Genomic DNA, 26,854 nt, shown 5'->3' on the forward strand with positions numbered 1-26,854 from the left:
GAACTGGGCAGCGGAGCGGCAGTGCCCGTCCCTGACGATCCCGGGCGCGCCGGCGAACGCAGCGATCCCGGTCGCCACGCCCGGGACGGCGGAGGGGAAGTCGACCGATGAGTCACTCTGAGGTTCCGGCCGGGGCCGGGGCGCGAAAGGGGTCCTGGCGGCGAAGGCTCGCCGTGGGCGCCGCGGTCTTCTCGGGCCTGTGCGTTCTCGGCGTCCTCGGCACGCTCCTGATGGTCATGTACTGGCTGCACAACCCCACCGAGAGCCAGAAGAATTGCTGCTGGGAGCAGGACGTCACGCCCGAGTGGACGGCGAACACGATGGGCTTCCAGGTACCGGAGACGGCCACCGACCGGCGGGCCGGGCTCCACACCAACGTCCAGTACGACGTCGCGCTGCTCGCTTTCACGGTCTCGACCGCTGAGGCGGACCGGTTCTTGCAGCCGCTCCTGCGAGAGGGCGCCCAGATGGCCCGCAACCGACACCCGGAGAAGCAGGGCTACACCCGCAGCGACGGCTTCGGCCACTTCGGTCTGCCCGAGCCCGAGACCTTCACGGAGGGCATGCGCGTCACCAGCGTCTGCCCTCGTGAGGCGAAGTCACCCGAGAGTGAAGCCCTCCGGCTGTGCGCGAAGATCCACGCGCACGAGTTCCAGCCCGGCACCACTCGCATCTACCTCTGGGCCGGCAGCGACGCCCCGCTCCCGAAGCCGCCGAACTGAGCGCGGACGCCACTTCAGAGGGCCGACGCGGAGTGCCGGCTCAAAGACCGATCCGCTCACTCATCACGCCGTCAGCCGGCTCCCCTTACCGGAGCACGACATGCGCCGGCCGAAATGGAAGCGCACGCAGCCCCGGCTCCATCGAACTCGCCGACACCGGCGGCGGAGACGGCCGCCTGCAAGGCCCGCTCGGCGTCGAACACCCGTGACCGCTGGTCGGATTCACCGAAGCCGTCACCGCCCAGCCGTAAGCGAGCGATCACGGCGTGCTCAGTCGAGGCGAACTACGTCAACAAATCTAACAAGCCGTGCTATCGGTCGTTGGAGGAGCTCCGCGCAAATCATCAGACCGGCAGAAGGACTTTCTGTACATCGGGGACCGCGCGGAGCTGACCAAGTATGCGGCGGCTCTCCGAGACCCCCGCAACACGGAGATGCGTGGAGTCGAAGTCGCCACCAACAACAGCGACTCCGTCGCCTACTGGCGCGTGATGATGGCCGCCTACGGTGTCAAAGGCTATGCCCGTCACGTTCCCTGATCCGTACCCCACGTCACAGGAGAGAGTAATTGGACCCGTCCGACCTTGCCCAGCTCCGGACCATGTACGTCTTCAGCCCCGCCGACGGGGAAAGCTGGGGGCTTACGTTCGAGGAATTCCGATCTCACCTGCTCGCACGAAACCCGGACGAGTTCCTTCGGCTCGTCGAAGGCCGCACGGGGCCGGTCCGTAGAGCCTCGTTGCACTTCGGGATCACGTTCGACGACGAGGTACTGGAAGGCTTCGCAGCGCTGACGCCCGAGGGGTGGCCATCAGGGACTGCACCGCCCACGCGGCCGCGAACTTCGCCGTCTGGCTCCGGGACGCAGTGGTACCACAGGACAATGCCATCACCTTCAACACCGACTGGGGGATCGAAGGACAGATCCCGGACTCCCTGCTACCCGATGTCACGCGCCCTCGGCTCGTCGCGACCTTCCTCGCCCACCTTGAGACTCTCGACCTGGACTGAGTCCGCCGTAGGCGCCACAAACCTCGCCGCGGTGCGCGAGAACGTACAGGGTGGGCGCCCAGGGCAGCGCCCCGTCGCCGAGCTCAAAGCAGCCACGAGGACAGGTGGGCGGTCCCGTCCCACGCGAACAGCGGAGAGCCACGACGAGACCGGCTCGCACCACTCGACCTCTCCCGAACCCAGCGGATCCGCGGGTGCTCCGGGAGGGCCGGTACAGGCGCGGGAAACCCGCGAGCGGCGCTACCGCGGCTTCAATACGGTCGTGGACTACGCGATCGAGTCGGGCCACCCCGACGCGGGGGCGCCCAAGGGCGGAGACCAGGTGGACCCCCGGGCCTGGACAATGCCGCACAAGGAACTCACTGCCGTCTCCGTCCAACGGATCAAGAGGACAGGAAAGGGCAACTGATCAGGTCGGCATTGCCACCGGCGTTGGAATGGCGTCCCGAGGACAGGATGGTTGGACGCGGAGGCGTGGAAGATCGACACGTTCTTCACGCGAAACCAATGCATGACAAACCCGAGCCGCAGCGTTGGTGGGTTACTGGGTGGGCCAGTTGGCCAGGCGGACGCGCGCCGCTTCAGCGATTACCGGCCAGGGGTCATCGACGAGCCGCGCGACAGCAGTCCGTGGCGAACGCGGATGGGTGGCCACGGTGTTACGGACTGCGTCGTGAGGATCGTCCGCCAACTGCTCCAGGAGTTCAGGAGCGCAGGAACCCTTACCCAGAACGCGATCCCGAACCCGCCAGTCCCCGTCCTTGATCAGCTCAGCCAGGATCTCCGGCGGGCAGGTGCGGTTATGGGCTGCCCAGAACCGCATCTCCGGATGCTCGCGGACCAGCTGCCACCACACCGTCAGTGGCATCGCTGCCCACGCCGAGCGGTCGCACTCCGCAGGGTCCTCACTCCGGCGCAGGCGTATGAACTCCTCGACGGAGGCGATCTCAGGAAAGCGGTCCACCATGGCAGGACCGTAACCCACGATGGCCCCACGCGTGCCCGGCGTGATCAGCGTGCCGGGACCAGCTGCTCGCCGTCGCGGCTCCTCGCCCCGCGCCCGTTCGCTGCCATGCGGGCGTCCACCTACCACCGAGCCTCGCAGTGACCGGCCTCGGTGGCTTCACCGCTGCCACGGCGTCCGCACGACGTCCGGCACTCGGCTCTCTGCACGTGGCTCGACAGCCGGCAGGAGATCGGCAACCCGCCGCATCGAGGAACTGCTCCGCGAGTACGAGTGAGCGCGCGGCGACCTCGGGGGTCTTGCGATATGTCGGGCCTGACCTGCACCGCTGTGGCAGTTGGCTGGACCACGAATAGGCCGCAGAATACGTCATACGGGTGCACAGAGCGGCAGTTGGCTGCGCATACGCGAAGACCCCGGCTTCAGCGTTGCCGCTGATGGCGGGGTCTTTGGGCACTTCCTGCGAAGTGCCCCCGGCAGGATTCGAACCTGCGCATACGGCTCCGGAGGCCCCGTGAGCCCGCTGCGTCTCAGCAGGTCAAGCGGTCGGAGTTCGCCTGAGGCCTGTAGTACGTCCGCGAATAGGCCGCAATCCTTTTAGACCCCGACTTCAGCCCAGATCAACGTGCGGACACAACTCACGCTTCTGATACCCGCCCGCTACGCCGGAGCCTACGGCGATCCAGAACGCCTTCGCGTCTCTCAGGTGGCCGCCAAGCGTGTGCCATGACACGTTGCCGAACTCGTCCCGCAACGCGGCGAGACCGGCCGAAGCCAAGCCACAGCCCTGATACTCCGGTGTGGTGTAAGGCTCCTCCACCCAAGCCAATCGGCACTCCGAGCAGACCCAGTAGTCGACGCTGAAAACGTCCTCGCCGTTCAGGTTCGCTGCCCGCTCCCGCCACCCGCTGCGCAGGGGTGAGGGAGCGTCCTGCCACGGGGTGTCCAGCTCCGCGTGGTGCGGCTCCTCCCGCCACCCCAGCAGCCCACGGCTAAGTCGCTGAAGCAGCCCACGCGCCGGCTCTTGTAGGTCTGCCCGTCCCACGTCGTGTGCCTGCCCAGCTAAGAGCCGTGCCGCGTCCTTGTTCGCCTCGGTCGTCATGCCCCCAGCGTTCCCTACCTCGCCAGCAGGGACCTCGGCGCCTGGAAGGTTCTGGGACTGCGCGGAGAACCACATTGGTCACCAACGAGAGCCCCCCACGACCCCACCACGGTTCAGGAAGACGCCTGCGCTGGGTGCTCTGGCCGCCCGACGTGGGGCAAGACCTACCTTGGTAGTGGGCCGATCAAGGGCGCCACGCAGCTGACCTGCGCCGACAGCCCGCAGCCGTCCGGCGCTGTCCGCCCCTGTCGTCAGTCAGGTAGACACTCAGGCCAAGCTGCCGCTGGACGCCCTATGGTGCTGGAACAGCCCACTCGGTGGACGTCAGGGAGCTCGCCGGTTGATAGACGATCTTTGTGGGTCGCTGGTCCTTCGGCACAGGAAACGGAATCTTCCCACGTAGGCAGTCGCCGGCTTTGACCACGGTGGGGACCGTCGGATACTCGGGCTTGGGCAAGTCCCCTCCGTTCAATCCGGTTGTCTGCGTCCGTGTCCCGTCGGCAAAGGCTAGCGACCAGGGTTGCTGATCACTGCTGATGTCGGATCCCTGCTTGTTGCACACCCTGACCTCGACGGCTGCCCACACGCCGTCGACGACACCGAGACCTTCCCCGGGTGGCATGACGCCTTTGACGGGCTGCTGGTAGGCCAGGACGCCGGTTGTGCCGCTCGCCGGGTCTTGTACGCTCCCTCCCCACGTGACTTCCTGGCCGATTTGAAGTGGGGCGACCGGTGTGGGTCTCGCTGGGGACGGTGTCTCAACCTTGGGCGTCGGGGTAGCGCGGCTGGCTCCGTCGGTGGAGTTCGCAGACTCCGAGCAGGCGGTGAGGCAAATGAGTAAGCACACCCCGACGGTGATGGTGCGGATCTGCATGGTCCCCCTCAGCCACTCTCCTATTGAGGGTGATCATCTCGCTTCACTGCCTCGAAGTCTCCGAGATGGAGGTATTGGCGGAGCGGGATGTCCTCGGGGCCGTCTTTGTGATTTTCCTCCGCGCAGGTCCCGCAGTACCGGATGATGGCGACCCGACGTTTGAAGGGGGCGGCAGCCATGACTGAAGTGTCAGGCTACGGCGGACAGATCGTGTTCGACGGCCAGTACATCACGATCACCCGGAAGGGCTTCCTCGCACGTGCTACGCACGGCAAGGGGGAGAAGAGACTGCATGTCTCCCAGATCAGCGCGGTGCAGTGGAAGCCTGCTGGCGCTCTGGTGAACGGCTTCATCCAGTTCTCCATCGGCGGGGCCGATCGGCAGGCTCTGAAGGGTGCCCGCACGCTCGACGCTGGCAAGGACGAGAACAGCGTCATCTTCACGAAGCAGCAGCAGCCGGAGTTCGAGAGGCTTCGCGCGGTGCTCGATCAGGCGATCGCTGCCCAGCACGCGCCCCAGGGCATGGCGCAGAACGCTCCTGTGTCGGTCGCAGATGAGCTGCTGAAGCTGCGGAGTCTGGTCGAGCAGGGACTGCTTACTCAGGGGGAGTTCGACCAGCAAAAGGCCCGCCTCCTCAGCCAGTAGAAGCCGACGTCCCTGATACCGCAGCAGCTGCTCTGCGGCTGCCATGGCCGCTCGGGCTCGCAGTGATAACAGAACGTGAGCCGGAGGCGCCTAGCGAGCCCTTGGTGAACAAGTAGGGCAGCCCGCAGCGCAGCTGCCCGTGGTGTGCAGGCCACAGGGGTGTCGCTGAGCCTTGCTAGTGATTGACGGGGATCTCGTAGACGATTTCGCACAGCGCGGCGGGAATGACGATGTTCGCTGTCTCCACGGGCTGCCCCTGGTCGCTGTAGTACGTCCGCCGGATGTGGGTCACGATGGAAGCCTTCTGAATCCCGAGGAGCGACGCTTCTTCGGCGGTCGCGTTCCGCGGCTCAGGCTGCTCGACGGCATGGCTGACCGTGACGCCGATCTCCGCCATGCGGTTCACCACGCCGATGCCGGCATGCGGCCCACCCTCCGGAAGCACAATGAGCGTGCCGCCGGTGAGTTCGTACGGCTCCCAACTCGTCGACAGCTGGACGGGCCTTCCGTCGGCGAGGAACTCGTAGACGGTCCGTACACACAGGTCGCCTTCGGCGATACCGAGCCGCGCGGCGATCTCGGCCGGTGCGGGCACCTTCGCCTCGGTCCGGCTCTCCCAGTGCCCTTGCTTGCCCAGGGCCTGCATGTCCGAACGGAACGGTGAGCCGCCGGGCTGCTCACGGGCCGAAGACCGGACCACACGTACACGCCGACGGGGCTCGGCTACGTAGGTGCCCGAACCCGCCCGGCCTTCCAGCACACCTTGCGAGATCAGGAGCTCCTGCGCCCTGCGCACCACGTTCTCGCCGACGCCGCACTCTTCGGCGATCCGCGAGCGAGATGGGAGCCGGTCGCCGGGCGTCCACTCGTGCTCAGTGATCCGCTGCCGCAGGACATCGGCGACGCGGAGATAGGGCGGCTGCTCAGGCATATGGAAAATCTAGTCCACTAGCTCTAATCTAGTTAACTAGCTTCACTCAACGTGTTGGATCGGCGACGGAGGCCTTCCTGTGCCCGCTTTGGAAGCAAGGGCAGAGGACCTCGCCGCCCGTCTATCAGCCCTCGGCTTGACCACGCGAGTGGAGCTGCACGCCACATACGCGTCGATCGAAGCGGAGGTACCGGACGCCCTCCCCGCCGAATCGTGGCGGGAGGTTCTGGAAGTGCTGGCGGAGGCCGACCGGTTCGGGCTTCTCGCCAGCAGTCTGACCGGCCGCACCCTCTGGGCCGCCGTACGCAAAGCGGTCCCCGCGACGGGCGACGTCCGGGGACCTGGCCATCAGCGTTAGGAGCTGATCAGCGTGTTCCACCGTATGAGCCCCGCTGCCGCCCCCACCAGTGGGCGGAACCACCCCACGCCTGCACCTACCCCTCGTCGGAGGAGGTCGGCCGATGCTTCCTAGCCAGCAGTCTGCGGCAAGGCATGCTCCGGCCTCGACCTACCGGTCGACCTCGTGCGCGATCGGCACGCACCCCGAGTGCGCCCATTCGACGCCGGCCACGTCACCTGTCGGTGTCCCCGTGATCTACGAGCCCTGCGACTGCCCGTGCCACACCACGGGGCCGACCGAGCGGCGGCAGGTGAACCGGTGAGCGGCTGGGCTCCCAGCGGTGCCCTCGCTGCCAACATCGAGATCACATCGGCCAGCGTGCAGCGTGGGGACATCGTCCAGATCGGCGGCCAGCCGTGCCGCGTCACCGACCTCGTGCAGTTGCCCGCCGGCGCGAAGAGGCTGTTCTTCGATACGGGCGAAGTGCTGACGATGCATGCCCGGAGCCGACTCGTTGCACTTCGGCTGACGAGGAAGTGGTGACCCGGACGTGCCTTCCCTCCGCCACACCATCGCCGAGGATCTGCGCCAGCAGATCGCCCTCCGCAGCTCGTGGTGATCCTTCGAGAGCACCTCGACACCTTCGGGACCGCTGAGGACGGCAGGCTGTTCTGCAGCGAGGCAGGGGGAGTGGTGTCCTCCTCCACCTACTACCGGGCGTGGCAGGAGGCGAGGCTCATGGCCCTGCCGCCGGCCGCCGCTGCGTCACCTCTGGCAAGTCGGCCCTACGACCTCCGGCACTCGGCGCTCTCCACGTGGCTCAACGCAGGTGTCGACCCCACCGAGGTCGCTGAGCGCGCCGGGAACAGTGTCGAAGTCCTGCTGACCCGCTACGCGAAGTGCCTCGACGGACGGCAAGAGGTCGCCAACCGGCGTATCGAGGACCTGCTGCGTGAGTACGAGTAGGACCACGTTGCGGTGTCTGGGCCCCTGGCGTCCTGTCCGGGGGCCCAGACGCATTCCGGTATTGGTAGGTCCACTTTGTTCTTCCGGCTAGCTCATCAGGTGGCCTGGGATCGCTCCGTGGCGAGTGCGTGCGCAAGGCTGTCACGCGCGCTGTTGAGCGCAGCGAGCATCTGTACCCGGGTCTGCTCGAAGTGAGGATCGACCTCGATGCCAAGGTCATGTCGCAGCATGATGCGCAGGAGATACACGCCATCGGACAGCGGGCCGCTGAACCATGTCTTGGCCCGCTGATATGCCTCGTCGGGCCGGGGACTCCTCGGCAGCTGTTTGACGGCCGAGTATCCGACTCCGAGCGATCTGTTGAGAGCTGAGGCTATCTGCAAGACATCATTCGCCAGTGCCATCTGAGCTTGGGAGTACTGTTCGGCCCACGCTTCCTTGGCAGCGTCCAGGAGCAGAGGGTCGGTGCTCTCACCACGTGCTGCAGCTTCGACAGCATCCCTGGCGGCAACCCGGTAGGCACGCGCTGCAGTGTTCAGTTGGGCGTACAGGTCGCGCTTGGCCAGCAGCGCTTGCTCAACGCGCCCTTCTTCTCGTTCACGGTCGGCACGCTGGTTCAGTTCCGCAGCCTGGGCTCGGCCGGCGCGCTGGCTGAGCATTGCCCCGCCCAGAGTGCCGCCCAGCACTCCTCCGGTGCTGATGAGAGCGACGGCCAGCGTGTTCACATCCACAGATCCCCCAAGTCGTCCGGTACATCTTCCAAGACCAGGACGCGAGAATGAAGACCAGTGTTGCTCGCCCATGAGGAGCATCGTCACCTGCGGAAATGCCTCGGGATCCTGTCCACGAATAGTCCACAGGGTCTGACATACGGGTGCACAGCACGGCAGTTGGCTGCGCATACGCGAAGACCCCGTCTCAGCTAAAGCGCTGATGGCGGGGTCTTTGGGCACTTCCTGCGAAGTGCCCCCGGCAGGATTCGAACCTGCGCACACGGCTCCGGAGGCCGTTGCTCTATCCCCTGAGCTACGGGGGCGCGTCGTCGGTGTTGCGGCGACGGGTTGAACACTACCAGCTTCGGTGGGGTGATCAGGAACGGGTTTGCGGGGGAGGAGGGGGTGGTTCGCCCGCAGGGGGTGGAAGTGGCGAAAACCCGGACGCGGGGGCCCGGGCGGACCTACTCTCGAGTTGTGCCAGGCGTCTCGGGCCGGGTGCTTGTTGTCGACGACAACAAGGTCATCCGGCATCTGATCAAGGTCAATCTCGAGCTGGAGGGCTTCGAGGTCGTGACCGCGAACGATGGTGCCGAGTGTCTCGACATCGTGCATCGGGTGTGTCCCGACGCCATCACCCTTGATGTGGTCATGCCGCGGCTCGACGGGTTCGGGGCCGCCGCGCAGTTGCGTGCCGATCCGCGGACCCGGGACGTGCCCGTCGCCATCGTCAGCGCCTGCACGCAGCAGGAGGTGGAGGCCGGGATCGTGGCCGGGGTGGACGCCTTCCTCGCGAAGCCGTTCGAGCCCACCGAGCTGGTACGGGTCGTGCGCCGGCTGATCGAGCGCAAGGATCTGCGCGACGGGAGGAAAGGCACCCCCGCCGGGCGGGGGAGGGGGAGTCCCCTTCAGTAGCCCGACGTCGGGTCCCGTTGTCCGGCGCTCTGTTCACATGGCGAAACCCTTCGACTGATGACGGTGCGTCTCCCCTAGGCTGGGTCCCGTGACCCCCGCCGACCTCTCCCGTTGCGTCGTGAGCGCCGTGCGCCACGCCGTCGAGGACGGTGAGCTGGGCGGGACCGTGCCCGCGCGGGTGGTGGTCGAGCGGACCAGGCCCGGTGGGGTCGGGGAGTACGCCACCCCCGTCGCCTTCCAGATCGCGAAGGGTGCCGGCCTGCGACCGGCCCAGGTCGCCGAGGTGCTGGCCCGCCGGTTGGGCGGGGTCGCCGGGATCGAGCGGGTCGAGATCACCGGAGCCGGGTTCCTGAATTTCTCGCTGACCTCCGTTTCCGCCGCCCGGCTGGTGCGTGACGTGCGCCCGTTGGCGGTGGTCGAGGTCCCGGATCCGCCGTCCGGCGAGCCGCGCGAGCCGCGCGAGCGGTTCGTACGGGCCGCCGTCGCGCGGATCGAGGCCGCACAGGGGGTCGGACCCGGGCCGGAGTTCCCGATCGCGCCCGTCGCCCGCCGCGACGGTGACGTGCTCGCGCGGTACGGGGTCGACGCCGTCGCCTGGGCCGTGCTCACCACCCCCGCGCGCGAGACCCCCGAGTTCTCCGACACGCTGCTCGTACAAGGGGAGGGCAACGAGCTCTTCCGGGTGCGGTACGCCCACGCCCGCGCCCACGCCCTCGTACGCAACGCCGAGCAGCTCGGCTTCCGCCCCGAGATCGGTGACGACGAGGACGCGCCCGCCCTGCTGCGCGTCCTCGCCGATCACCCCCTCGTCCTCGAAGCCGCCGCGCACCACCGCGCGCCCGAGCGGCTCGCCCGGCACCTCGTCGAGCTGGCCGACGCGCTGCTCGACTTCCAGTACCGCGTCCTGCCCCAGGGCGACGAGAAACCCTCGGCCGCCCACCGTGCCCGGCTGGCTCTTGCCGAAGCCGTCGGGACGGTGCTGGCCGGCGGCCTGGCCCTGCTCGGCATAGACGCACCGACACGCCTGTGATTCGCGAAGAGAGATACCGATGAGCCGTTCCGCGCACCCCGCCGGGCCCCGCCACGCCGACGTCCTGCCCGAGGGGCACTACTCCCCGCCGCCCGCCGACCTGAACGCGCTCGACGAGAAGGTCTGGGCCCGGACCGTCGAGCGGAACGCCGACGGGGTCGTCGCCGTCGGCGGCATCGAAGTCACCCGGCTCGCCGAGGAGTTCGGCACCCCCGCCTACTTCCTCGACGAGGAGGACTTCCGGTCCCGGTGCCGGGCCTGGGCGCACGCCTTCGGCCCCGACGCCGACGTCTTCTACGCCGGCAAGGCGTTCCTCTCCAAGGCCGTCGTGAAGTGGCTGAAGGAGGAAGGGCTGAACGTCGACGTGTGTTCCGGTGGAGAGCTCAGCACCGCCCTCGCCGCCGGGATGCCCGCCGCGCGGATCGCCTTCCACGGCAACAACAAGTCCGAGGGCGAGATCCGCCGGGCCGTCGAGGCCGGGGTCGGGCGCATCGTGCTCGACTCCTTCCAGGAGATCGCCCGCGTCGCGCACATCGCCCGTGAGCTGGGCGTACGCCAGCCCGTCCAGATCCGCGTGACGGTCGGCGTCGAGGCGCACACCCACGAGTTCATCGCCACCGCGCACGAGGACCAGAAGTTCGGCATCGCCGTGGCCGACGGGTCCGCCGCCGAGGCCGTCCGCCGGGCGCTCGGGCACGACTCGCTGGAGCTGCTCGGCGTCCACTCCCACATCGGTTCGCAGATCTTCGACATGGCCGGCTTCGAGGTCTCCGCCAAGCGCGTCGTGCGGCTGCTGGCCGACGTACGCGACGAGCACGGCGTCGAGCTGCCCGAGATCGACCTCGGCGGTGGCCTCGGCATCGCGTACACCTCGAACGACGACCCGCGCGAGCCCCACGAGATCGCCAAGGCCCTGCACGAGATCGTGGCCCGGGAGTGCGAGAGCGCCGGGCTGCGCGCCCCCCGGATCTCCGTGGAGCCCGGCCGGGCCATCGTCGGCCCGACCGCGTTCACGCTGTACGAGGTGGGGACGATCAAGCCGCTGGAGGGCCTGCGGACCTACGTCAGCGTCGACGGCGGGATGTCCGACAACATCCGCACCGCGCTGTACGACGCCGAGTACTCCATCTCGCTCGTCTCCCGTACCTCCACCACCGAGCCCATGCTCGTACGCGTGGTCGGCAAGCACTGCGAGAGCGGCGACATCGTCGTCAAGGACGCGTTCCTGCCCGCCGACCTCGCTCCCGGCGACCTGCTGGCCGTACCGGCGACCGGTGCGTACTGCCGCTCCATGGCCAGCAACTACAACCACGCGCTGCGCCCGCCCGTCGTCGCCGTGCGTGACGGACAGGCCCGAGTGATCGTCCGCCGCGAGACGGAGGAAGATCTCCTGCGTCTCGACCTCGGATGATGAAATAGGTGTCTCACTCAATGGACCGAGGATGGAAACTGCTGTCCATTGAGTGAGACTTGTTCCACCCGGCGGGCAAACCGCCCGCACGGGGACTGATGGAAGATCGAAAGGCGTAGGTCGAATGATGCGTACGCGTCCGCTGAAGGTGGCGCTGCTGGGCTGTGGAGTGGTCGGCTCAGAGGTGGCTCGCATCATGACGACGCACGCCGACGACCTCACGCAGAGGATCGGCGCGCCCGTGGAGCTCGCCGGCGTGGCCGTGCGCCGCCCTTCCAAGGTCCGCGAGGGCATCGACCCGGCGCTGATCACCACCGATGCGACCGCCCTGCTCAAACGCGGTGACATCGACATCGCCATCGAGGTCATCGGCGGCATCGAGCCCGCCCGCGCCCTCATCACCACCGCCTTCGAGCACGGCATCTCCGTGGTCTCCGCGAACAAGGCGCTGCTCGCCCAGGACGGTGCCGCACTGCACGCCGCGGCGGAGCAGCACGGTCTGGACCTCTACTACGAGGCCGCCGTCGCCGGCGCCATCCCGCTGGTCCGCCCGATGCGCGAGTCCCTCGCGGGCGACAAGATCAACCGTGTGATGGGCATCGTCAACGGCACGACGAACTTCATCCTCGACAAGATGGACTCCACCGGCGCCGGGTACCAGGAGGCGCTCGACGAGGCCACGGCCCTCGGGTACGCCGAGGCCGACCCGACCGCCGACGTCGAGGGCTACGACGCCGCCGCCAAGGCCGCGATCCTGGCCGGCATCGCCTTCCACACCCGCGTCCGCCTGGACGACGTGTACCGCGAGGGCATGACCGAGGTCAGCGCGGCCGACTTCGCCTCCGCGAAGCGGATGGGATGCACCATCAAGCTCCTCGCCATCCTGGAGCGTGCCGCCGACGGCCGGTCCGTCACCGCTCGCGTCCACCCGGCGATGATCCCGCTCAGCCACCCGCTCGCCTCCGTCCGCGAGGCGTACAACGCCGTCTTCGTCGAGGCGGAGGCCGCCGGGCGGCTCATGTTCTACGGGCCCGGCGCGGGCGGTGCGCCCACCGCGTCCGCGGTCCTCGGCGACCTCGTCGCCGTCGCCCGCAACAAGCTCGCCGAGGCAACGGGGCCCGGCGAGTCGGCGTACACCCAGCTGCCGGTCAGCCCCATGGGGGATGTCGTCACCCGCTACCACATCAGCCTCGATGTGGCGGACAAGCCGGGCGTCCTCGCCCAGGTGGCGACGACCTTCGCGGAGCACGGCGTGTCGATCGACACGGTGCGGCAGCAGGGCAAGGACGGCGAGGCCTCCCTCGTCGTCGTCACTCACCGCGCACCCGACGCCGCCCTCTCCGGGACCGTCGAGGCGCTGCGGAAGCTGGACACCGTCCGCGGTGTCGCCAGCATCATGCGTGTTGAAGGGGAGTAAGGACCCATGAGCAGCAATCGCACCCACCAGTGGCGCGGCATCATCGAGGAGTACCGGGACCGCCTGCCGGTGACGGACACGACTCCCGTGGTGACGCTCCGCGAGGGTGGCACTCCCCTCGTCCCCGCCCAGGTGCTCTCCGAGCGCACCGGTTGCGAGGTGCACCTGAAGGTCGAGGGGGCGAACCCCACCGGGTCCTTCAAGGACCGCGGCATGACCATGGCGATCACCAGGGCCAAGGAAGAGGGTGCGAAGGCGGTCATCTGCGCCTCCACCGGCAACACTTCCGCCTCCGCCGCCGCGTACGCGGTGCGCGCCGGGATGGTCTGCGCGGTGCTCGTGCCCCGCGGAAAGATCGCGCTCGGCAAGATGGGCCAGGCCCTGGTGCACGGCGCCAAGATCCTGCAGGTGGACGGCAACTTCGACGACTGCCTGAACCTGGCCCGCGCGCTCTCCGACAACTACCCGGTCGCGCTGGTCAATTCGGTCAACCCGGTGCGTATCGAGGGCCAGAAGACGGCCGCGTTCGAGATCGTCGACGCGCTCGGTGACGCCCCCGACATCCACGTGCTGCCCGTCGGCAACGCCGGCAACATCACCGCGTACTGGAAGGGCTTCAAGGAGTACAAGGCCGACGGCCTGTCCACCCGTACGCCCCGCGTGTGGGGTTTCCAGGCCTCCGGCTCCGCGCCCATCGTGCGCGGCGAGATCGTCAAGGAGCCGCACACCATCGCCACCGCGATCCGGATCGGCAACCCGGCCTCCTGGGACTACGCGCTGGCCGCGCGGGACGAGTCGGGCGGCTTCATCGACGAGGTGACGGACCGCCAGATCCTGGCCGCGTACCGGCTGTTGGCCTCCCAGGAGGGCGTCTTCGTCGAGCCCGCCTCGGCCGCCTCGGTGGCCGGTCTGCTCAAGGCCGCCGAGCTGGGCCTGGTCGACCCCGGTCAGAAGATCGTGTGCACCGTCACCGGCAACGGCCTGAAGGACCCCGACTGGGCGATCGCCGGCGCTCCGCAGCCGGTCACCGTTCCGGTGGACGCCGAAGCCGCCGCCGTGCGCCTCGGTCTCGTCTGACGGCGACACAGCAGCACAGCCGTACCGCAGTACCGCACCACCGTGTGAAGCCGGGTTCCGGAGGGCTCCCGAAGGCCGTTCGAGGCCTTCCTGGGATTCCTCCGGAACCCGGCAACTCACCCCGTACGACAACAAAAATGTGGCCGAAGTCGGTCGAAGTCGGTCGAAGTCCGCGACACGCATCGTGCGCCTCCTGTGCGCCCTATGTCGCGAGAGAACCTTCCTTCGATACGCTGTACCTACATCCGCCACCGCGCATATGACTGCGGTGCTGCCCCGAGGGCCTTCGGGTGTCGTACGTTCTCCAGTACATTCGCAGCGAGCCAGCGAAGAGCGAAGATCTCGCACAGTCACAAGGAGTGTCATCGGACGATGGCCGGTCCAGCGTTCCGCGCCGCCGCCGTACGGGTGCGCGTCCCCGCCAGCAGTGCCAACCTCGGCCCGGGCTTCGACGCCTTGGGCCTGGCCCTGGGGCTCTACGACGACGTAGTCGTCCGGGTGGCCGACTCCGGCCTGAACATCGACATCGCGGGTGAGGGCGCCGACACCCTCCCGCGGGACGAGAGCCACCTGCTCGTACGCTCCATGCGCACCGCCTTCGACCTGCTGGGCGGCCAGCCGCGCGGCCTCGAGGTCGTCTGCGCCAACCGCATCCCGCACGGCCGTGGCCTCGGCTCCTCCTCCGCCGCCATCTGCGCCGGCATCGTCGCCGCCCGCGCCGTGACGATAGGCGGCGAGACCAAGCTCGACGACGCCGCGCTGCTCGAACTCGCCACCGAGATCGAGGGCCACCCCGACAACGTCGCCGCCTGTCTGCTCGGCGGATTCACCCTCGCCTGGATGGACGGCGGCAGCGCCAAGGCGATCCGGATGGAGCCCGCCGAATCCATCGTTCCGGTGGTCTTCGTACCTTCCAAGCCGGTCCTCACCGAGACGGCCCGCGGCCTGCTGCCGCGCACCGTCCCGCACGTGGACGCGGCCGTCAACGCGGGCCGCGCGGGCCTGCTCGTGGAAGCCCTGACCAGGCGTCCCGAGCTCCTCCTGCCGGCCACCGAAGACCGGCTCCACCAGGAGTACCGGTCCCCGGCGATGCCCGAGAGCGTGGCACTCGTCAACAGGCTGCGGGCGGACGGGATCCCCGCGGTCATCTCCGGTGCGGGCCCCACGGTCCTCGCGCTGGTCGACAACGGCGCGGCCGACAAGGTCGCGCAGCTCGCGGGCGAGGGGTGGGCGGCCAACCGGCTCGCACTCGACGCCGCGGGCGCGAGCGTACTTCCGCTGGGCACCCAGGGCGGCTAGACCCGCTTTCCCGGAGTGCACAGCCGGTCAGGGGCGGGCGGCCAGGGCAGGCCGCCCGCACGGAAGGGCGCGATTGCCGGTGATTGAGAGGGGGAATATCTATTGGATCCGGTAGTGTTAGTCTCAAGTGCGCATCGGAAGCCGTCATGGCTCGGTGCTCAGTGTCCCCATCCGGGACCACATTTCTTCCGGGAGCCTCCCCGACTGCTTTGATCACTTCCAGCAGTTTCGAGCACGCTCCGGAATCGGCGTGACATTCCCACGCTTTCAGCTCGGGGGCTTCTCGCCGGAACCAGCCATGCACGTTTCTTCCGCCGTATTTCTATCGGCGGACCACCGCCCCGGCACGGTCCACACCTAGGACCGTTGTCGGACAGCACAACCGGTCGCCGAGCCAGACAGGCCGACGTCCGCTCCAGGGAAGGACCCTTCGTGAGCGACACCACCGATCTGATGGGCGCTGCCGACACCTCTGTCGACACCAGTGCCCCCGCCGCGGGCGCCGCACCCAAGCGTCGACGCACCGGCACCGGCCTTGACGGCATGGTCCTGGCCGAGCTGCAGCAGGTCGCGTCGGGCCTCGGGATCAGGGGCACCGCGCGGATGCGCAAGAGCCAGCTGATCGAGGTCATCAAGGAGGCGCAGGCGGGCAGCGGTGCCCCCAAGGCAGCCGCCTCCGCCGCCGCAGACACCGCCGAGGCCAAGCCGAAGCGCCGCGCCACCAGCAAGGCCCGTACGGGTGAGGCCGCCGCCGAGGCGCCCGCCGAGAAGCCCGCCGCGAAAGCGCAGATCGAGATCCCGGGCCAGCCTGCCAGCGAGGACGCCCCGGTCGGCGAGCGTCGCCGCCGTCGGGCCACGGCCCCCTCCGGCAGCCCGGAGGCCTCGGCCCCCGTCGCCGTCCAGGTCGAGCAGAAGACCGAGACCGCGCCCGCCGCCACCGCCCCGTCCGAGGCCAAGGCCGAGGCCGCCACCGCGGTCTCCGCCGGCCAGGCGCAGGGTCAGGAGGGCGAGGGCCGCGGCCGTCGCGACCGCCGTGACCGCGGTGACCGTGCCGAGCGCACCGACCGTCAGCGCGACCGCCGTGACCGCGGCGCCAAGGCCGACGACCAGGGCCAGGCCGGCCAGGGTCAGGGCGGCCAGGGCGGCCAGGGCGGCGGCCGTCAGGACCGCGCCGACCGCCAGCAGCAGGGCGGCCGAGGCCAGGGCCAGGGCCAGGGTCAGCAGCAGGGCCGTCAGGACCGCCAGGACAACGGCCCCCAGGACGACTTCGACGGTGAGGACGGCCGTCGTGGCCGTCGCGGCCGCTACCGCGACCGCCGTGGCCGTCGAGGCCGCGACGAGTTCGCGCCGAGCGAGCCGCAGGTCGCCGACGACGACGTCCTGATCCCCGTCGCGGGCATCCTCGACATCCTCGACAACTACGCGTTCATCCGGACCTCGGGCTACCTGCCCGGCCCCAACGACGTGTACGTCTCACTCGCCCAGGTCCGCAAGGCCGGCCTGCGCAAGGGTGACCACACCACCGGTGCCGTGCGCCAGCCCAAGGACGGCGAGCGCCGCGAGAAGTTCAACGCCCTCGTGCGTCTGGACTCGGTGAACGGCATGGCGCCCGAATCCGGCCGTGGCCGCCCGGAGTTCCAGAAGCTCACCCCGCTGTACCCGCAGGACCGGCTCCGCCTGGAGACCGACCCGGGCGTGCTGACCACCCGCATCATCGACCTCGTGTCGCCGATCGGTAAGGGTCAGCGAGGCCTGATCGTGGCCCCGCCGAAGACCGGTAAGACCATGATCATGCAGGCGATCGCCAACGCGATCACCACCAACAACCCCGAGTGCCACCTGATGGTCGTCCTGGTCGACGAGCGTCCGGAAGAGGTCACCGACATGCAGCGGTCGGTCAAGGGCGAGGTCATCTCCTCGACCTTCGACCGCCCGGCCGAGGACCACACCACCGTCGCCGAGCTGGCCATCGAGCGCGCCAAGCGTCTCGTCGAGCTGGGTCACGACGTGGTCGTCCTGCTGGACTCCATCACCCGTCTGGGCCGCGCGTACAACCTCGCGGCGCCCGCCTCCGGCCGCATCCTGTCCGGTGGTGTCGACTCGACCGCGCTGTACCCGCCGAAGCGCTTCTTCGGTGCCGCGCGCAACATCGAGGACGGCGGCTCGCTGACCATCCTGGCCACCGCGCTGGTCGACACCGGCTCGCGCATGGACGAGGTGATCTTCGAGGAGTTCAAGGGCACCGGCAACATGGAGCTCAAGCTCGACCGGAAGCTCGCCGACAAGCGCATCTTCCCGGCTGTCGACGTCGACCCGTCGGGCACCCGCAAGGAGGAGATCCTCCTCAACGCGGAGGAGCTCGCCATCGTCTGGAAGCTGCGCCGGGTGCTGCACGCGCTCGACTCGCAGCAGGCGATCGAGCTGCTGCTCGACAAGATGAAGCAGACGAAGTCCAACGCCGAGTTCCTGATGCAGATCGCGAAGACGACCCCGTCGGGCAAGAACGACGACTGACGTCCGGCTCGCGCATCACCGCGACAGCCCCCGCCGCACCCGCGGCGGGGGCTGTCGCGCGTACGGGCGCCCTGACGGGGCATACGCGCCCTTCACGGGGTGTACGTGCCCTTGCCGAGGGTTCGGCCCGGAATGGAACCCTGCGCGCCGTACACCCGTCTGTGTCAGGGGACCCGCGGGTGAACGGCGGGCCGAATCGACCAGGGGACCGGACCCAGGACTGAGGAGAGCATGACCGAGGAGAGCAAGGACCACGGCGGGCGTGCCGCGGCCCGGCGCCGACGCAAGCCGGCGAAGCGCCGCAAGGCCCTCGCCGTGGCCGCCTGGAGCGCGGCGGGGGTGGTCCTGCTCGGGGGAGCGGGCCTCGGCTTCTTCTACTTCAAGCTGAACGGGAACCTGAAGACCGTCGACATCGACCAGGCGCTCGGCACCGACCGCCCGCAGAACGTCGACAACGGCTCGATGGACATCCTCGTCCTCGGATCCGACTCCCGCGGCGGCGCCAACGGCGAATACGGCCAGGACGACGGCGGCTCCGCCCGCTCCGACACCGCGATGATCATCCACCTCTACGAGGGCCACGAGAAGGCCAGTGTCGTGTCCATACCCCGCGACACCATGATCTCCCGGCCCTCCTGCGCGACGTCGGGCGGGAAGACCGACCCCGGGGGTCAGCGCACCCAGTTCAACGAGGCGTTCACCGTCGGCGGGGCCGCCTGCGCGGTCAAGACCGTCGAGAAGATGTCGGGGATCCGCATGGATCACTACATAGAGGTCGACTTCACCGGCTTCAAGAAGATCATCGACAATCTCGGCGGCGTCGAGGTGACCACCACCAAGCCGATCAAGGACGGCTCCAGCCACCTCGACCTGGCGGCCGGCACCAACAAACTGAACGGCGAACAGGCCCTGGGCCTCGTACGCACCCGCAAGAGCGTCGGCGACGGCAGCGACCTGGGTCGAATACAGCTCCAGCAGGCCTTCATCAAGGCGCTCATCAAGCAGGTGAAGGGCATCGGGCTCTTCGACAACCCCAAGAAGCTGTTCGACATCGCCGACTCCGCGACCAGGGCGATCACCACCGACAAGCCGCTCGGTGACGTGAAATCCCTCATGGGCTTCGCCCAGGGACTCCAGGGCATCGACGCCCAGGACATGCAGATGATCACGCTGCCGGTGACCACGGACCCCCGCGACCCGAACCGCGTGGCCCCGCTCACCAAGGAGACCAAGATGGTCTGGGACGCCCTGCTGGCGGACCGGCCGATCCCCGCCGAGGCCACCGTGAACTCCGCCGGCGACAAGAGCGCCGCCGGGTCGATCGTGCAGTAGAGCCCCGCGCGGCAGGGGCCGCGGGCCCGTCCGGAATAGACGGGGACCCCTTGCCGTTGAGGGAGGCGTCCTCAGAATTTTGACAGGCAGCCCGGTCCTGGCAGACTGGTCTGTCGGCCCCGGTTCACGCAGTACGCAATTCGGCTCCTGCGACCCGGCGCCCTCCCGAATCTAGGAGACACCTTGAAGCGCGATGTTCACCCCGAGTACGTCGAGACCGCGGTCAGCTGCACCTGCGGCGCGTCGTTCACCACCCGTAGCACCCTGACCGAGGGCTCCATCCGAGCCGAGGTCTGCTCCGAGTGCCACCCGTTCTACACGGGCAAGCAGAAGATCCTCGACACCGGTGGCCGTGTGGCCCGCTTCGAGGCGCGCTTCGGCAAGGGTGCGGCCAAGAAGTAGCGCGACCCAGGCGCCGGTCTCCGGCCGCCCCCTGTCCATTCGGGGGCGGCCGGACCGGCGCCTTTGTCGTCGTTCCGGCACGTCCCCCCTGCAGTCCTTCGCACTTTTCACCCCAGGAGTCCCCCGATGTTCGAAGCGGTCGAGGAATTGGTCGGCGAACACGCCGATCTCGAGAAGAAGCTCGCCGACCCTTCGGTCCACTCGGATCAGGCCAACGCGCGCAAGCTGAACAAGCGCTACGCGGAGCTGACGCCGATCGTCGCGACCTTCCGTGCCTGGAAGCAGTCCGCCGAGGACATCGAGACGGCCAAGGAGTTCGCGGCCGACGACCCCGACTTCGCCGCCGAGGCCAAGGAACTGACCGCACAGCGCGAGGAGCTCACCGAGAAGCTCCGCCTGCTGCTCGTTCCGCGCGACCCCAGCGACGACAAGGACGTCCTCCTGGAGGTCAAGGCGGGCGCGGGCGGCGACGAGTCGGCGCTGTTCGCCGGCGACCTGCTGCGCATGTACCTGCGCTACGCCGAGCGCGTGGGCTGGAAGACCGAGATCATCGACGCCACCGAGTCCGAGCTCGGCGGCTACAAGGACGTCCAGGTCTCCGTCCGCACCAAGGGCGGCAACGGCGCCACCGAGCCCGGCCAGGGCGTGTGGGCCCGCCTGAAGTACGAGGGCGGCGTGCACCGCGTCCAGCGGGTTCCGGCCACCGAGTCCCAGGGCCGCATCCACACCTCCGCCGCCGGCGTGCTCGTCACCCCGGAGGCCGAGGAGGTCGAGGTCGAGATCAACATGAACGACCTCCGCATCGACGTGTACCGCTCGTCCGGCCCCGGCGGCCAGTCCGTCAACACCACCGACTCGGCCGTGCGCATCACGCACATCCCGACCGGTGTGGTCGCCTCCTGCCAGAACGAGAAGAGCCAGCTCCAGAACAAGGAGCAGGCCATGCGCATCCTGCGCTCGCGGCTCCTGGCCGCGGCCCAGGAAGCCGCCGAGCAGGAGGCCTCGGACGTGCGCCGCAGCCAGGTGCGCTCGGTGGACCGTTCCGAGAAGATCCGTACGTACAACTACCCGGAAAACCGGATCTCGGACCACCGGACCGGTTTCAAGGCGTACAACTTGGACCAGGTGCTCGACGGTGACCTCGACGCGGTCATCCAGGCCTGTGTCGACACGGACTCCGCGGCCAAGCTCGCGGCCGCGCACTGACCCGACCCCGCACCACCCCCCGTACGACAGCAGCCCGGAGGACCAGCGTGAACTTGCTGCTTGCCGAGGTGGCCCAGGCCACCCAGCGGCTGGCCGCCGCCGGCGTGCCCTCACCGCGCTTCGACGCGGAGGAGCTCGCCGCCTTCGTGCACGGCGTCAAACGGGGGGAACTGCACCACGTCAAGGACGCGGACTTCGACGCCCGCTACTGGGAGGCCGTCGCCCGCCGCGAGGCGCGCGAGCCGCTCCAGCACATCACCGGTCGCGCCTTCTTCCGGTACCTGGAGCTCCAGGTCGGTCCCGGGGTCTTCGTGCCCCGGCCCGAGACCGAGTCGGTCGTCGACTGGGCCATACACGCCGTGCGCGCGATGGACGTCGTCGAGCCGCTGATCGTGGACCTGTGCACCGGCTCCGGCGCCATCGCGCTGGCCATGGCCCAGGAGGTGCCGCGCTCGCGCGTGCACGCGGTCGAGCTGTCCGAGGACGCCCTGCGGTGGACCCGTAAGAACGCCGAGGGCTCCCGGGTCACCGTGCACCAGGGCGACGCCCTCAGCGCGCTGCCCGAGCTCGACGGCCAGGTCGACCTGGTCATCTCCAACCCGCCGTACATCCCGCTCACCGAGTGGGAGTACGTGGCCCCCGAGGCCCGCGACCACGACCCGGAGATGGCGCTCTTCTCCGGCGAGGACGGCCTCGACACCATCCGCGGCATCGAACGCACCGCCCACCGGCTGCTGCGACCCGGCGGCATCGTCGTCATCGAGCACGCCGACACCCAGGGCGGCCAGGTGCCGTGGATCTTCGCCGAGGAGCGGGGCTGGGCCGACGCGGCCGACCACCCGGACCTCAACAACCGCCCGCGCTTCGCGACGGCCCGCAAGGCCCTGCCGTGACCGGCGCGACGACTACCGCCACCCCCCTGCTGCACGAGGAGGCCCGCTGATGGCCCGGCGATACGACTGCAACGACGCGACGGACCGTAAGACGGGTCTGCGTGAAGCCGCATCCGCCGTGCGCCGCGGCGAGCTCGTCGTGCTGCCCACCGACACCCTGTACGGGATCGGCGCGGACGCCTTCAGCCCGGAGGCCGTCCACGACCTGCTCGCCGCCAAGGGTCGGGGTCGCGGCATGCCCACCCCGGTGCTCATCGGCTCCCCGAACACGCTCCACGGCCTCGTCACGGACTTCTCCGAGCAGGCCTGGGAGCTCGTCGACGCCTTCTGGCCGGGCGCCCTGACGCTGGTCGCCAAGCACCAGCCCTCGCTGGCGTGGGATCTGGGCGACACCCAGGGCACCGTGGCCGTACGCATGCCCCTGCACCCCGTCGCGATCGAGCTGCTGACCGAGGTCGGCCCGATGGCGGTGTCCTCGGCCAACCTGTCGGGTCACCCGGCGCCCGAGGACTGCGACGCCGCGCGCGAGATGCTCGGGGACTCCGTGTCCGTGTACCTGGACGGCGGCCCGACGCCCGGCATCCAGCCGTCGTCGATCGTCGACGTCACCGGGAAGGTTCCCGTCCTGCTGCGCGAAGGGGCACTCACCGCAGACCAGCTGCGGGAGGTCGTACCCGACCTCGAGGTCGCCCCGTGAGCCCTGAGGGGCGTGGCATAGCAGGGGGGTACCGCCCGGCGGTAGCCGGGGGAAACACTTTCCGCATACTCCACGTCAGCACCGGGAACGTGTGCCGCTCGCCCATCACCGAGCGGCTGACGAGGCATGCCCTCTCGCACCGCCTCGGCGGGCTCGTCACCGGCGACCTCATCGTGGAGAGCGCCGGCACCTGGGGCCACGAGGGCGCCCCGATGGAGGCCAACGCGGCCGCCGTGCTGGCGGACTTCGGGGCCGACGCGTCCGGTTTCACCGGGCGGGAGCTGCTGGACGAGCACGTCATACGCGCCGACCTGGTGCTGACCGCCACCCGTGACCACCGGGCCCAGGTCATCTCGATGGGCCACTCGGCGGGACTGCGCACCTTCACGCTGAAGGAGTTCACCCGACTGGTCCGTGCGATAGATCCGGCCACCCTGCCGCCGCTGGACGACGGCATGGCAGAGCGGGCCCGGGCGCTGGTACGGGCCGCCGCGGCACTGCGCGGCTGGCTGCTGGCGCCGTCGCCGGACGCGGACGAGGTGTACGACCCGTACGGGGCCCCGATCACCTTCTTCCGCTCGATCGGCGACGAGATCAATCAGGCGCTGGATCCCGTGGTGACGGCCCTGACGGGCGTGACCGCGGCACGCTGAACGTTCGCCGGCCGGAGGCCAGCGCAGCGGTACGAAGCCCGGGAGGCCCCCGGGGCCGCGTGGCGCGAGGGCCGCGTCGAGGAGGGGCCGCCGCGCGCCGGCAGGGCATCGCGGGGTCCACGGGCCTACAGTGGCTGGTAACCCGGTACCCCTGGAGCGCCGCCATGAGCGTCATCACCCAGCCCACGGACCTGCTGCGCGCGCAGGACCCGCAGATGGCCGACGTACTGGCCGGGGAGCGGCAGCGGCAGGCCGGCACCTTGCAGCTGAGCGCCGCGGAGAACTTCACCTCCGGCGCGGTACTGGCCACGCTCGGATCCGCGCTCGCCAACAAGTACGCCGAGGGCTATCCCGGCGCCCGGCACCACGGCGGGTGCGAGTACGCCGATCTGGCCGAGCGGACCGCCGTCGAGCGGGCCAAGGCGCTCTTCGGGGCCGAGCACGCGAACGTGCAGCCGCACTCCGGCTCCTCCGCCGTCCTCGCCGCGTACGCCGCGCTGCTGCGGCCCGGGGACACCGTGCTGGCGATGGGGCTCCCGTACGGCGGACACCTCACCCACGGGTCGCCGGCCAACTTCTCCGGGCGGTGGTTCGACTTCGTCGGGTACGGCGTCGACCCGGCGACGGGTCTCATCGACTACCGCCAGGTCCAGCGCCTCGCCCACACGCACCGGCCCAAGGCGATCGTGTGCGGTTCCATCTCCTACCCCCGCCATCCCGAGTACTCGGCCTTCCGGGAGATCGCCGACGAGGTCGGCGCCTACCTCATCGTGGACGCCGCCCACCCGATCGGCCTCGTGGCCGGTGGGGCCGCGCCCAGTCCCGTCCCGTACGCCGACGTCGTCTGCGCGACCACGCACAAGGTGCTGCGCGGGCCGCGCGGCGGCATGGTGCTGTGCGGCGCCGAGTACGCGGAGCGCGTCGACCGGGCCGTGTTCCCCTTCACACAGGGCGGGGCCCAGATGCACACCATCGCCGCGAAGGCCGTGGCCTTCGGCGAGGCGGCCCGGCCTGCCTTCACCACCTACGCGCACCGGGTCGTCGCCAACGCCCGGGTCCTGGCGGGCGCGCTCCAGGAGCACGGGTTCGCGGTCACCACCGGTGGCACCGACACCCATCTGATCACCGCCGATCCGGCGCCGCTGGGTGTGGACGGCCCGACCGCCCGCGGCCGCCTGGCCGCCGCCGGCATGGTGCTGGACACCTGCGTCCTCCCGTACGGGGACCAGCGCGGGGTGCGGCTGGGAACGGCCGCCGTGACCACCCAGGGGATGGGGGAGGAGGAGATGGTCCGGATCGCGGCGTTGTTCGCCGCGGCGCTCGACGGAGACGGCGTGAAAACACGTACGGAGGTCGGCGAGCTCACGACAGGATTTCCCCCTTACGGGGAGTAAGCAGGACAAGCAGGGCGTACTGGAACCGGGATACCGCCCCCTCGCGTCCTCGATGAAGGTGACATCGCAGCTAATGTGTGGGGCTGAGATGGCCGGCGATACATCTGGGGCAGCCCGTGCGTGAATATCTGCTGACGCTTTGCGTCACGGTCGCGGTGACCTACCTGCTGACCGGGCCCGTGCGGAAGTTCGCGATCGCGGCCGGGGCCATGCCGGAGATCCGTGCCCGTGACGTGCACCGAGAGCCCACGCCGCGGCTGGGCGGCATCGCCATGTTCGGCGGTCTGTGCGCGGGCCTGCTGGTCGCGGACCACCTGCGCAACCTCAACGGCGTCTTCGAGCTGTCGAACGAACCGCGCGCGCTGCTCTCCGGCGCGGCCCTGATCTGGCTGGTCGGCGTCCTCGACGACAAGTTCGAGCTCGACGCCCTGATCAAGCTCGGCGCGCAGATGATCTCCGCCGGTGTGATGGTCATGCAGGGTCTGACCATCCTGTGGATCCCCGTCCCGGGCATCGGTACGGTCCCGCTCACCCAGTGGCAGGGCAACCTGCTGACCGTCGCCCTCGTCGTGATCACCATCAACGCCGTGAACTTCGTCGACGGCCTGGACGGCCTGGCCGCCGGCATGGTCTGCATCGCCGCGGCCGCGCTCTTCCTCTACGCGTACCGGATCTGGTTCGGCTACGGCATCGAGTCGGCCGCGCCGGCGACGCTCTTCGCCGCGATCCTCATGGGCATGTGCCTGGGCTTCCTGCCGCACAACATGCACCCCGCGCGGATCTTCATGGGCGACTCCGGCTCGATGCTCATCGGCCTGGTGCTGGCCGCCTCCGCGATCTCCCTCACCGGGCAGGTGGACCCGGACGCGCTGGCCCTCTTCGCCGGTGGTGAGCGCAACGCGACGCACGCGATGCTCCCCGCCTACATCCCGCTGATCCTGCCGCTGACGGTCATCGCGATCCCGATGGCGGACCTGGTCCTGGCCATCGTCCGGCGTACGTGGAAGGGCCAGTCGCCCTTCGCAGCCGACCGCGGCCACCTCCACCACCGGCTGCTGGAACTCGGGCATTCGCACAGCCGCGCGGTCATGATCATGTACTTCTGGTCGGGGCTGATCGCGTTCGGCACGGTGGCGTATTCGGTGCATTCCGCCACCATGTGGATCGTGCTGGCGATCGTCGCGCTGAGTGCGGTCGGCCTGATCCTGCTGCTTCTGCCGCGCTTCACCCCGCGCGCCCCGCGGTGGGCGGAGGGTCTGGTTCCGCCGCGTTACCGCCATGCCGCACGCGCGGCCGAGGCCGCCGCGGAGGCGGCCGCGCAGAATGCCTCGGGTGCGGAGCCGGAGCCCGCGAGGCCGATCGCCGCGGGCGTCTCCGGCGTCAACGGAGCGACTGCCGTGGGCCCCCGTTCGCGCTTTCCCGACCGGCGTAAGGCTGAATCCACCCGCTGACGGTCGATTCGCATGTCGGACATGGATGGCCTTTACCAGACAAGCCACCTCCCTGTCGTGCACACACGCGCAGGGTCACTCTCATGTGTGACAGTCGGCACACCCAGCAGGTAAAGCTCTCATCAAATAGTTTGTGATACCGTTCACTAAACCCGGCGACAGAGCCGAAGGACCGTAGTGCGACGGTCCCTTGGCCCGAGGTCCTCTCTCGGACCGGGCTTACGCTCGTCCCGTACGAGTCCCGTTACCCCACCATCACGCGGAGCCATGCGCCATGCTGTCCGATGACGCCCGAACCCTTCTGCACACCGCCGTACCCACCGCTGCCGTCGGCGCTGTTGCCGCCATCGTCAGTGGCGTGGTCGCGGGCGGTAAGGGGGCGATCGGGGCGATCGCGGCCACGGTCGTCGTGATTCTCTTCATGGGTATCGGATTCGTCATCCTGCAGCGGACGGCACGGTCGTTGCCGCATCTGTTCCAGATGATGGGTCTGGCGCTCTACACGACCCAGATCCTGCTGCTCTTCGTCTTCGTCGCCGTGTTCAAGGACACGACGCTGTTCAATCCCAGGGCATTCGCGATCACCATCGTCGCGGCGACCCTTGCTTGGATCGCCGCGCAGACGCGCGCGCACATGAAGGCCAAGATCCTTTACGTCGAGCCCGAGTCCACCACCAAGCGTGGCAAGGGTGAGAAGCCTGAAAACACGGGGCCCTCGTCGTGAACGGTAGGGGCGGAATAAGTGCGCGTTCGAGATGCTGCTATCGTCCGGTGCCATATGCGGCATCGCGGGCGCAGGCATCTGAGCTGACGCCTGCTCAATCGCGAGGCTCACTGCCTGCAAGCCGCCCCCACATCCGTAAGACCAGTCCCGTGCCGAACCGCGGCTGTGCGC

Annotated in this window: 27 protein-coding genes, 1 tRNA gene and 1 pseudogene; 24 read left to right on the top strand and 5 right to left on the bottom strand. The window is 69.1% G+C overall.

The genetic code is table 11. The features are described from left to right. The first annotated feature begins 107 nt into the window (after positions 1-107). From OG624_RS27330 to OG624_RS27345, 4 genes are all read left to right on the top strand, one after another. Positions 108-722, top strand: a complete 615-nt coding sequence (locus OG624_RS27330; protein WP_158711794.1) for a hypothetical protein — start codon at positions 108-110, stop codon at positions 720-722. Positions 723-1,030: 308 nt separating this feature from the next. Next, a complete protein-coding gene (locus tag OG624_RS27335; RefSeq protein WP_244290748.1) occupies positions 1,031-1,261 on the top strand; it encodes a restriction endonuclease fold toxin-2 domain-containing protein in 231 nt (76 codons plus the stop codon). Between the two features lie 265 nt (positions 1,262-1,526). Continuing rightward, positions 1,527-1,733 (top strand): hypothetical protein, encoded by a 207-nt coding sequence (locus OG624_RS27340; protein WP_051763110.1) that lies wholly within the window; start codon positions 1,527-1,529, stop codon positions 1,731-1,733. Between the two features lie 262 nt (positions 1,734-1,995). After that, complete coding sequence (locus OG624_RS27345; RefSeq protein ID WP_158711795.1) at positions 1,996-2,142, top strand: hypothetical protein; 147 nt, start codon at positions 1,996-1,998, stop codon at positions 2,140-2,142. Positions 2,143-2,274: 132 nt separating this feature from the next. On the opposite strand, the gene OG624_RS27350 is transcribed toward OG624_RS27345, so the two are convergent. Continuing rightward, the gene (locus OG624_RS27350; protein ID WP_033218805.1) at positions 2,275-2,700 is read right to left on the bottom strand and encodes a hypothetical protein; all 426 of its coding nucleotides are present in this window, start codon (positions 2,698-2,700) and stop codon (positions 2,275-2,277) included. 607 nt (positions 2,701-3,307) lie between these two features. Then, positions 3,308-3,799 (bottom strand): hypothetical protein, encoded by a 492-nt coding sequence (locus OG624_RS27355; protein WP_063734059.1) that lies wholly within the window; start codon positions 3,797-3,799, stop codon positions 3,308-3,310. Positions 3,800-4,850: 1,051 nt separating this feature from the next. Here OG624_RS27355 and OG624_RS27360 point away from each other — a divergent pair. Then, positions 4,851-5,318 carry a DUF4429 domain-containing protein gene (locus OG624_RS27360; RefSeq protein WP_033218806.1) on the top strand — a complete coding sequence of 156 codons (468 nt, stop codon included), beginning with the start codon at positions 4,851-4,853 and terminating at the stop codon, positions 5,316-5,318. A 175-nt stretch (positions 5,319-5,493) separates the two neighbouring features. On the opposite strand, the gene OG624_RS27365 is transcribed toward OG624_RS27360, so the two are convergent. Then, on the bottom strand, positions 5,494-6,249 hold the full coding sequence (locus OG624_RS27365) for a GntR family transcriptional regulator (protein ID WP_033218808.1): 756 nt from the start codon (positions 6,247-6,249) through the stop codon (positions 5,494-5,496). A gap of 79 nt (positions 6,250-6,328) precedes the next feature. Here OG624_RS27365 and OG624_RS27370 point away from each other — a divergent pair, with 79 nt between their 5' ends. The 3 genes and pseudogenes from OG624_RS27370 to OG624_RS27380 all read left to right on the top strand — a co-directional run. Beyond that, positions 6,329-6,607: a hypothetical protein gene (locus OG624_RS27370; protein ID WP_033218810.1), complete on the top strand. Its 279-nt coding sequence runs from the start codon at positions 6,329-6,331 to the stop codon at positions 6,605-6,607. 300 nt (positions 6,608-6,907) lie between these two features. Beyond that, positions 6,908-7,132 (top strand): hypothetical protein, encoded by a 225-nt coding sequence (locus OG624_RS27375; RefSeq protein WP_033218812.1) that lies wholly within the window; start codon positions 6,908-6,910, stop codon positions 7,130-7,132. A gap of 57 nt (positions 7,133-7,189) precedes the next feature. Beyond that, a pseudogene (locus OG624_RS27380) lies at positions 7,190-7,555 on the top strand (tyrosine-type recombinase/integrase); the annotation flags it as partial. 95 nt (positions 7,556-7,650) lie between these two features. Here OG624_RS27380 and OG624_RS27385 read toward each other — a convergent pair. Further along, on the bottom strand, positions 7,651-8,280 hold the full coding sequence (locus OG624_RS27385; protein WP_244290749.1) for a hypothetical protein: 630 nt from the start codon (positions 8,278-8,280) through the stop codon (positions 7,651-7,653). 239 nt (positions 8,281-8,519) lie between these two features. Beyond that, positions 8,520-8,591 (bottom strand) — tRNA-Arg (locus OG624_RS27390). Positions 8,592-8,640: 49 nt separating this feature from the next. Between OG624_RS27390 and OG624_RS27395 the strand changes: the two genes are divergently transcribed. From OG624_RS27395 to OG624_RS27470, 16 genes are all read left to right on the top strand, one after another. Next, positions 8,641-9,183 carry a response regulator gene (locus OG624_RS27395; protein WP_244290750.1) on the top strand — a complete coding sequence of 181 codons (543 nt, stop codon included), beginning with the start codon at positions 8,641-8,643 and terminating at the stop codon, positions 9,181-9,183. Between the two features lie 88 nt (positions 9,184-9,271). Further along, positions 9,272-10,213, top strand: coding sequence for an ArgS-related anticodon-binding protein NrtL (gene nrtL / locus OG624_RS27400; RefSeq protein ID WP_033218816.1), 942 nt, complete (start codon positions 9,272-9,274; stop codon positions 10,211-10,213). 19 nt (positions 10,214-10,232) lie between these two features. Beyond that, positions 10,233-11,624: a diaminopimelate decarboxylase gene (gene lysA, locus OG624_RS27405; protein ID WP_033218817.1), complete on the top strand. Its 1,392-nt coding sequence runs from the start codon at positions 10,233-10,235 to the stop codon at positions 11,622-11,624. Positions 11,625-11,748: 124 nt separating this feature from the next. Beyond that, positions 11,749-13,041 (top strand): homoserine dehydrogenase, encoded by a 1,293-nt coding sequence (locus OG624_RS27410; RefSeq protein WP_033218818.1) that lies wholly within the window; start codon positions 11,749-11,751, stop codon positions 13,039-13,041. Between the two features lie 6 nt (positions 13,042-13,047). Further along, a complete protein-coding gene (gene thrC / locus OG624_RS27415; protein WP_033218819.1) occupies positions 13,048-14,118 on the top strand; it encodes a threonine synthase in 1,071 nt (356 codons plus the stop codon). 372 nt (positions 14,119-14,490) lie between these two features. Further along, on the top strand, positions 14,491-15,417 hold the full coding sequence (gene thrB / locus OG624_RS27420) for a homoserine kinase (RefSeq protein ID WP_030720932.1): 927 nt from the start codon (positions 14,491-14,493) through the stop codon (positions 15,415-15,417). A gap of 432 nt (positions 15,418-15,849) precedes the next feature. After that, positions 15,850-17,931, top strand: a complete 2,082-nt coding sequence (rho, locus tag OG624_RS27425; protein WP_033218822.1) for a transcription termination factor Rho — start codon at positions 15,850-15,852, stop codon at positions 17,929-17,931. A 231-nt stretch (positions 17,932-18,162) separates the two neighbouring features. Beyond that, entirely contained in the window at positions 18,163-19,263 is a 1,101-nt protein-coding gene (locus OG624_RS27430; RefSeq protein WP_033218824.1) for an LCP family protein, read from the top strand. A 183-nt stretch (positions 19,264-19,446) separates the two neighbouring features. Further along, positions 19,447-19,665 carry a 50S ribosomal protein L31 gene (gene rpmE / locus OG624_RS27435; RefSeq protein ID WP_033218826.1) on the top strand — a complete coding sequence of 73 codons (219 nt, stop codon included), beginning with the start codon at positions 19,447-19,449 and terminating at the stop codon, positions 19,663-19,665. A 126-nt stretch (positions 19,666-19,791) separates the two neighbouring features. Further along, entirely contained in the window at positions 19,792-20,871 is a 1,080-nt protein-coding gene (prfA, locus tag OG624_RS27440) for a peptide chain release factor 1 (RefSeq protein WP_030008687.1), read from the top strand. 47 nt (positions 20,872-20,918) lie between these two features. Continuing rightward, positions 20,919-21,764: a peptide chain release factor N(5)-glutamine methyltransferase gene (gene prmC, locus OG624_RS27445; RefSeq protein WP_030008688.1), complete on the top strand. Its 846-nt coding sequence runs from the start codon at positions 20,919-20,921 to the stop codon at positions 21,762-21,764. Positions 21,765-21,813: 49 nt separating this feature from the next. After that, on the top strand, positions 21,814-22,461 hold the full coding sequence (locus OG624_RS27450; protein ID WP_030720925.1) for an L-threonylcarbamoyladenylate synthase: 648 nt from the start codon (positions 21,814-21,816) through the stop codon (positions 22,459-22,461). Beyond that, on the top strand, positions 22,458-23,114 hold the full coding sequence (locus OG624_RS27455) for an arsenate reductase/protein-tyrosine-phosphatase family protein (RefSeq protein ID WP_030720923.1): 657 nt from the start codon (positions 22,458-22,460) through the stop codon (positions 23,112-23,114). The genes OG624_RS27450 and OG624_RS27455 overlap by 4 nt, the downstream gene beginning before the upstream one ends. Before the next feature lie 164 nt (positions 23,115-23,278). Next, positions 23,279-24,508 (top strand): serine hydroxymethyltransferase, encoded by a 1,230-nt coding sequence (glyA, locus tag OG624_RS27460; protein WP_033218829.1) that lies wholly within the window; start codon positions 23,279-23,281, stop codon positions 24,506-24,508. Between the two features lie 116 nt (positions 24,509-24,624). Further along, complete coding sequence (locus tag OG624_RS27465) at positions 24,625-25,959, top strand: MraY family glycosyltransferase (RefSeq protein ID WP_030720916.1); 1,335 nt, start codon at positions 24,625-24,627, stop codon at positions 25,957-25,959. A 274-nt stretch (positions 25,960-26,233) separates the two neighbouring features. After that, on the top strand, positions 26,234-26,683 hold the full coding sequence (locus tag OG624_RS27470; RefSeq protein WP_033218831.1) for a hypothetical protein: 450 nt from the start codon (positions 26,234-26,236) through the stop codon (positions 26,681-26,683). Positions 26,684-26,854 lie beyond the last annotated feature (171 nt).

It is taken from the genome of Streptomyces virginiae (genome assembly GCF_041432505.1).
In the GTDB taxonomy this organism is placed as follows: Bacteria; Actinomycetota; Actinomycetes; order Streptomycetales; family Streptomycetaceae; genus Streptomyces; species Streptomyces virginiae_A.

Bases quoted from the DNA above. Each gene is read 5' to 3' on its own strand.
- lysA (WP_033218817.1), top strand. From the start codon at position 10,233: ATGAGCCGTTCCGCGCACCCCGCCGGGCCCCGCCACGCCGACGTCCTG.
- OG624_RS27410 (WP_033218818.1), top strand. From the start codon at position 11,749: ATGATGCGTACGCGTCCGCTGAAGGTGGCGCTGCTGGGCTGTGGAGTG.
- OG624_RS27450 (WP_030720925.1), top strand. From the start codon at position 21,814: ATGGCCCGGCGATACGACTGCAACGACGCGACGGACCGTAAGACGGGT.
- prfA (WP_030008687.1), top strand. From the start codon at position 19,792: ATGTTCGAAGCGGTCGAGGAATTGGTCGGCGAACACGCCGATCTCGAG.
- OG624_RS27470 (WP_033218831.1), top strand. From the start codon at position 26,234: ATGCTGTCCGATGACGCCCGAACCCTTCTGCACACCGCCGTACCCACC.
- glyA (WP_033218829.1), top strand. From the start codon at position 23,279: ATGAGCGTCATCACCCAGCCCACGGACCTGCTGCGCGCGCAGGACCCG.
- OG624_RS27365 (WP_033218808.1), bottom strand. From the start codon at position 6,249: ATGCCTGAGCAGCCGCCCTATCTCCGCGTCGCCGATGTCCTGCGGCAG.
- OG624_RS27360 (WP_033218806.1), top strand. From the start codon at position 4,851: ATGACTGAAGTGTCAGGCTACGGCGGACAGATCGTGTTCGACGGCCAG.
- OG624_RS27330 (WP_158711794.1), top strand. From the start codon at position 108: ATGAGTCACTCTGAGGTTCCGGCCGGGGCCGGGGCGCGAAAGGGGTCC.
- thrC (WP_033218819.1), top strand. From the start codon at position 13,048: ATGAGCAGCAATCGCACCCACCAGTGGCGCGGCATCATCGAGGAGTAC.
- OG624_RS27355 (WP_063734059.1), bottom strand. From the start codon at position 3,799: ATGACGACCGAGGCGAACAAGGACGCGGCACGGCTCTTAGCTGGGCAG.
- OG624_RS27430 (WP_033218824.1), top strand. From the start codon at position 18,163: ATGACCGAGGAGAGCAAGGACCACGGCGGGCGTGCCGCGGCCCGGCGC.
- thrB (WP_030720932.1), top strand. From the start codon at position 14,491: ATGGCCGGTCCAGCGTTCCGCGCCGCCGCCGTACGGGTGCGCGTCCCC.
- OG624_RS27350 (WP_033218805.1), bottom strand. From the start codon at position 2,700: ATGGTGGACCGCTTTCCTGAGATCGCCTCCGTCGAGGAGTTCATACGC.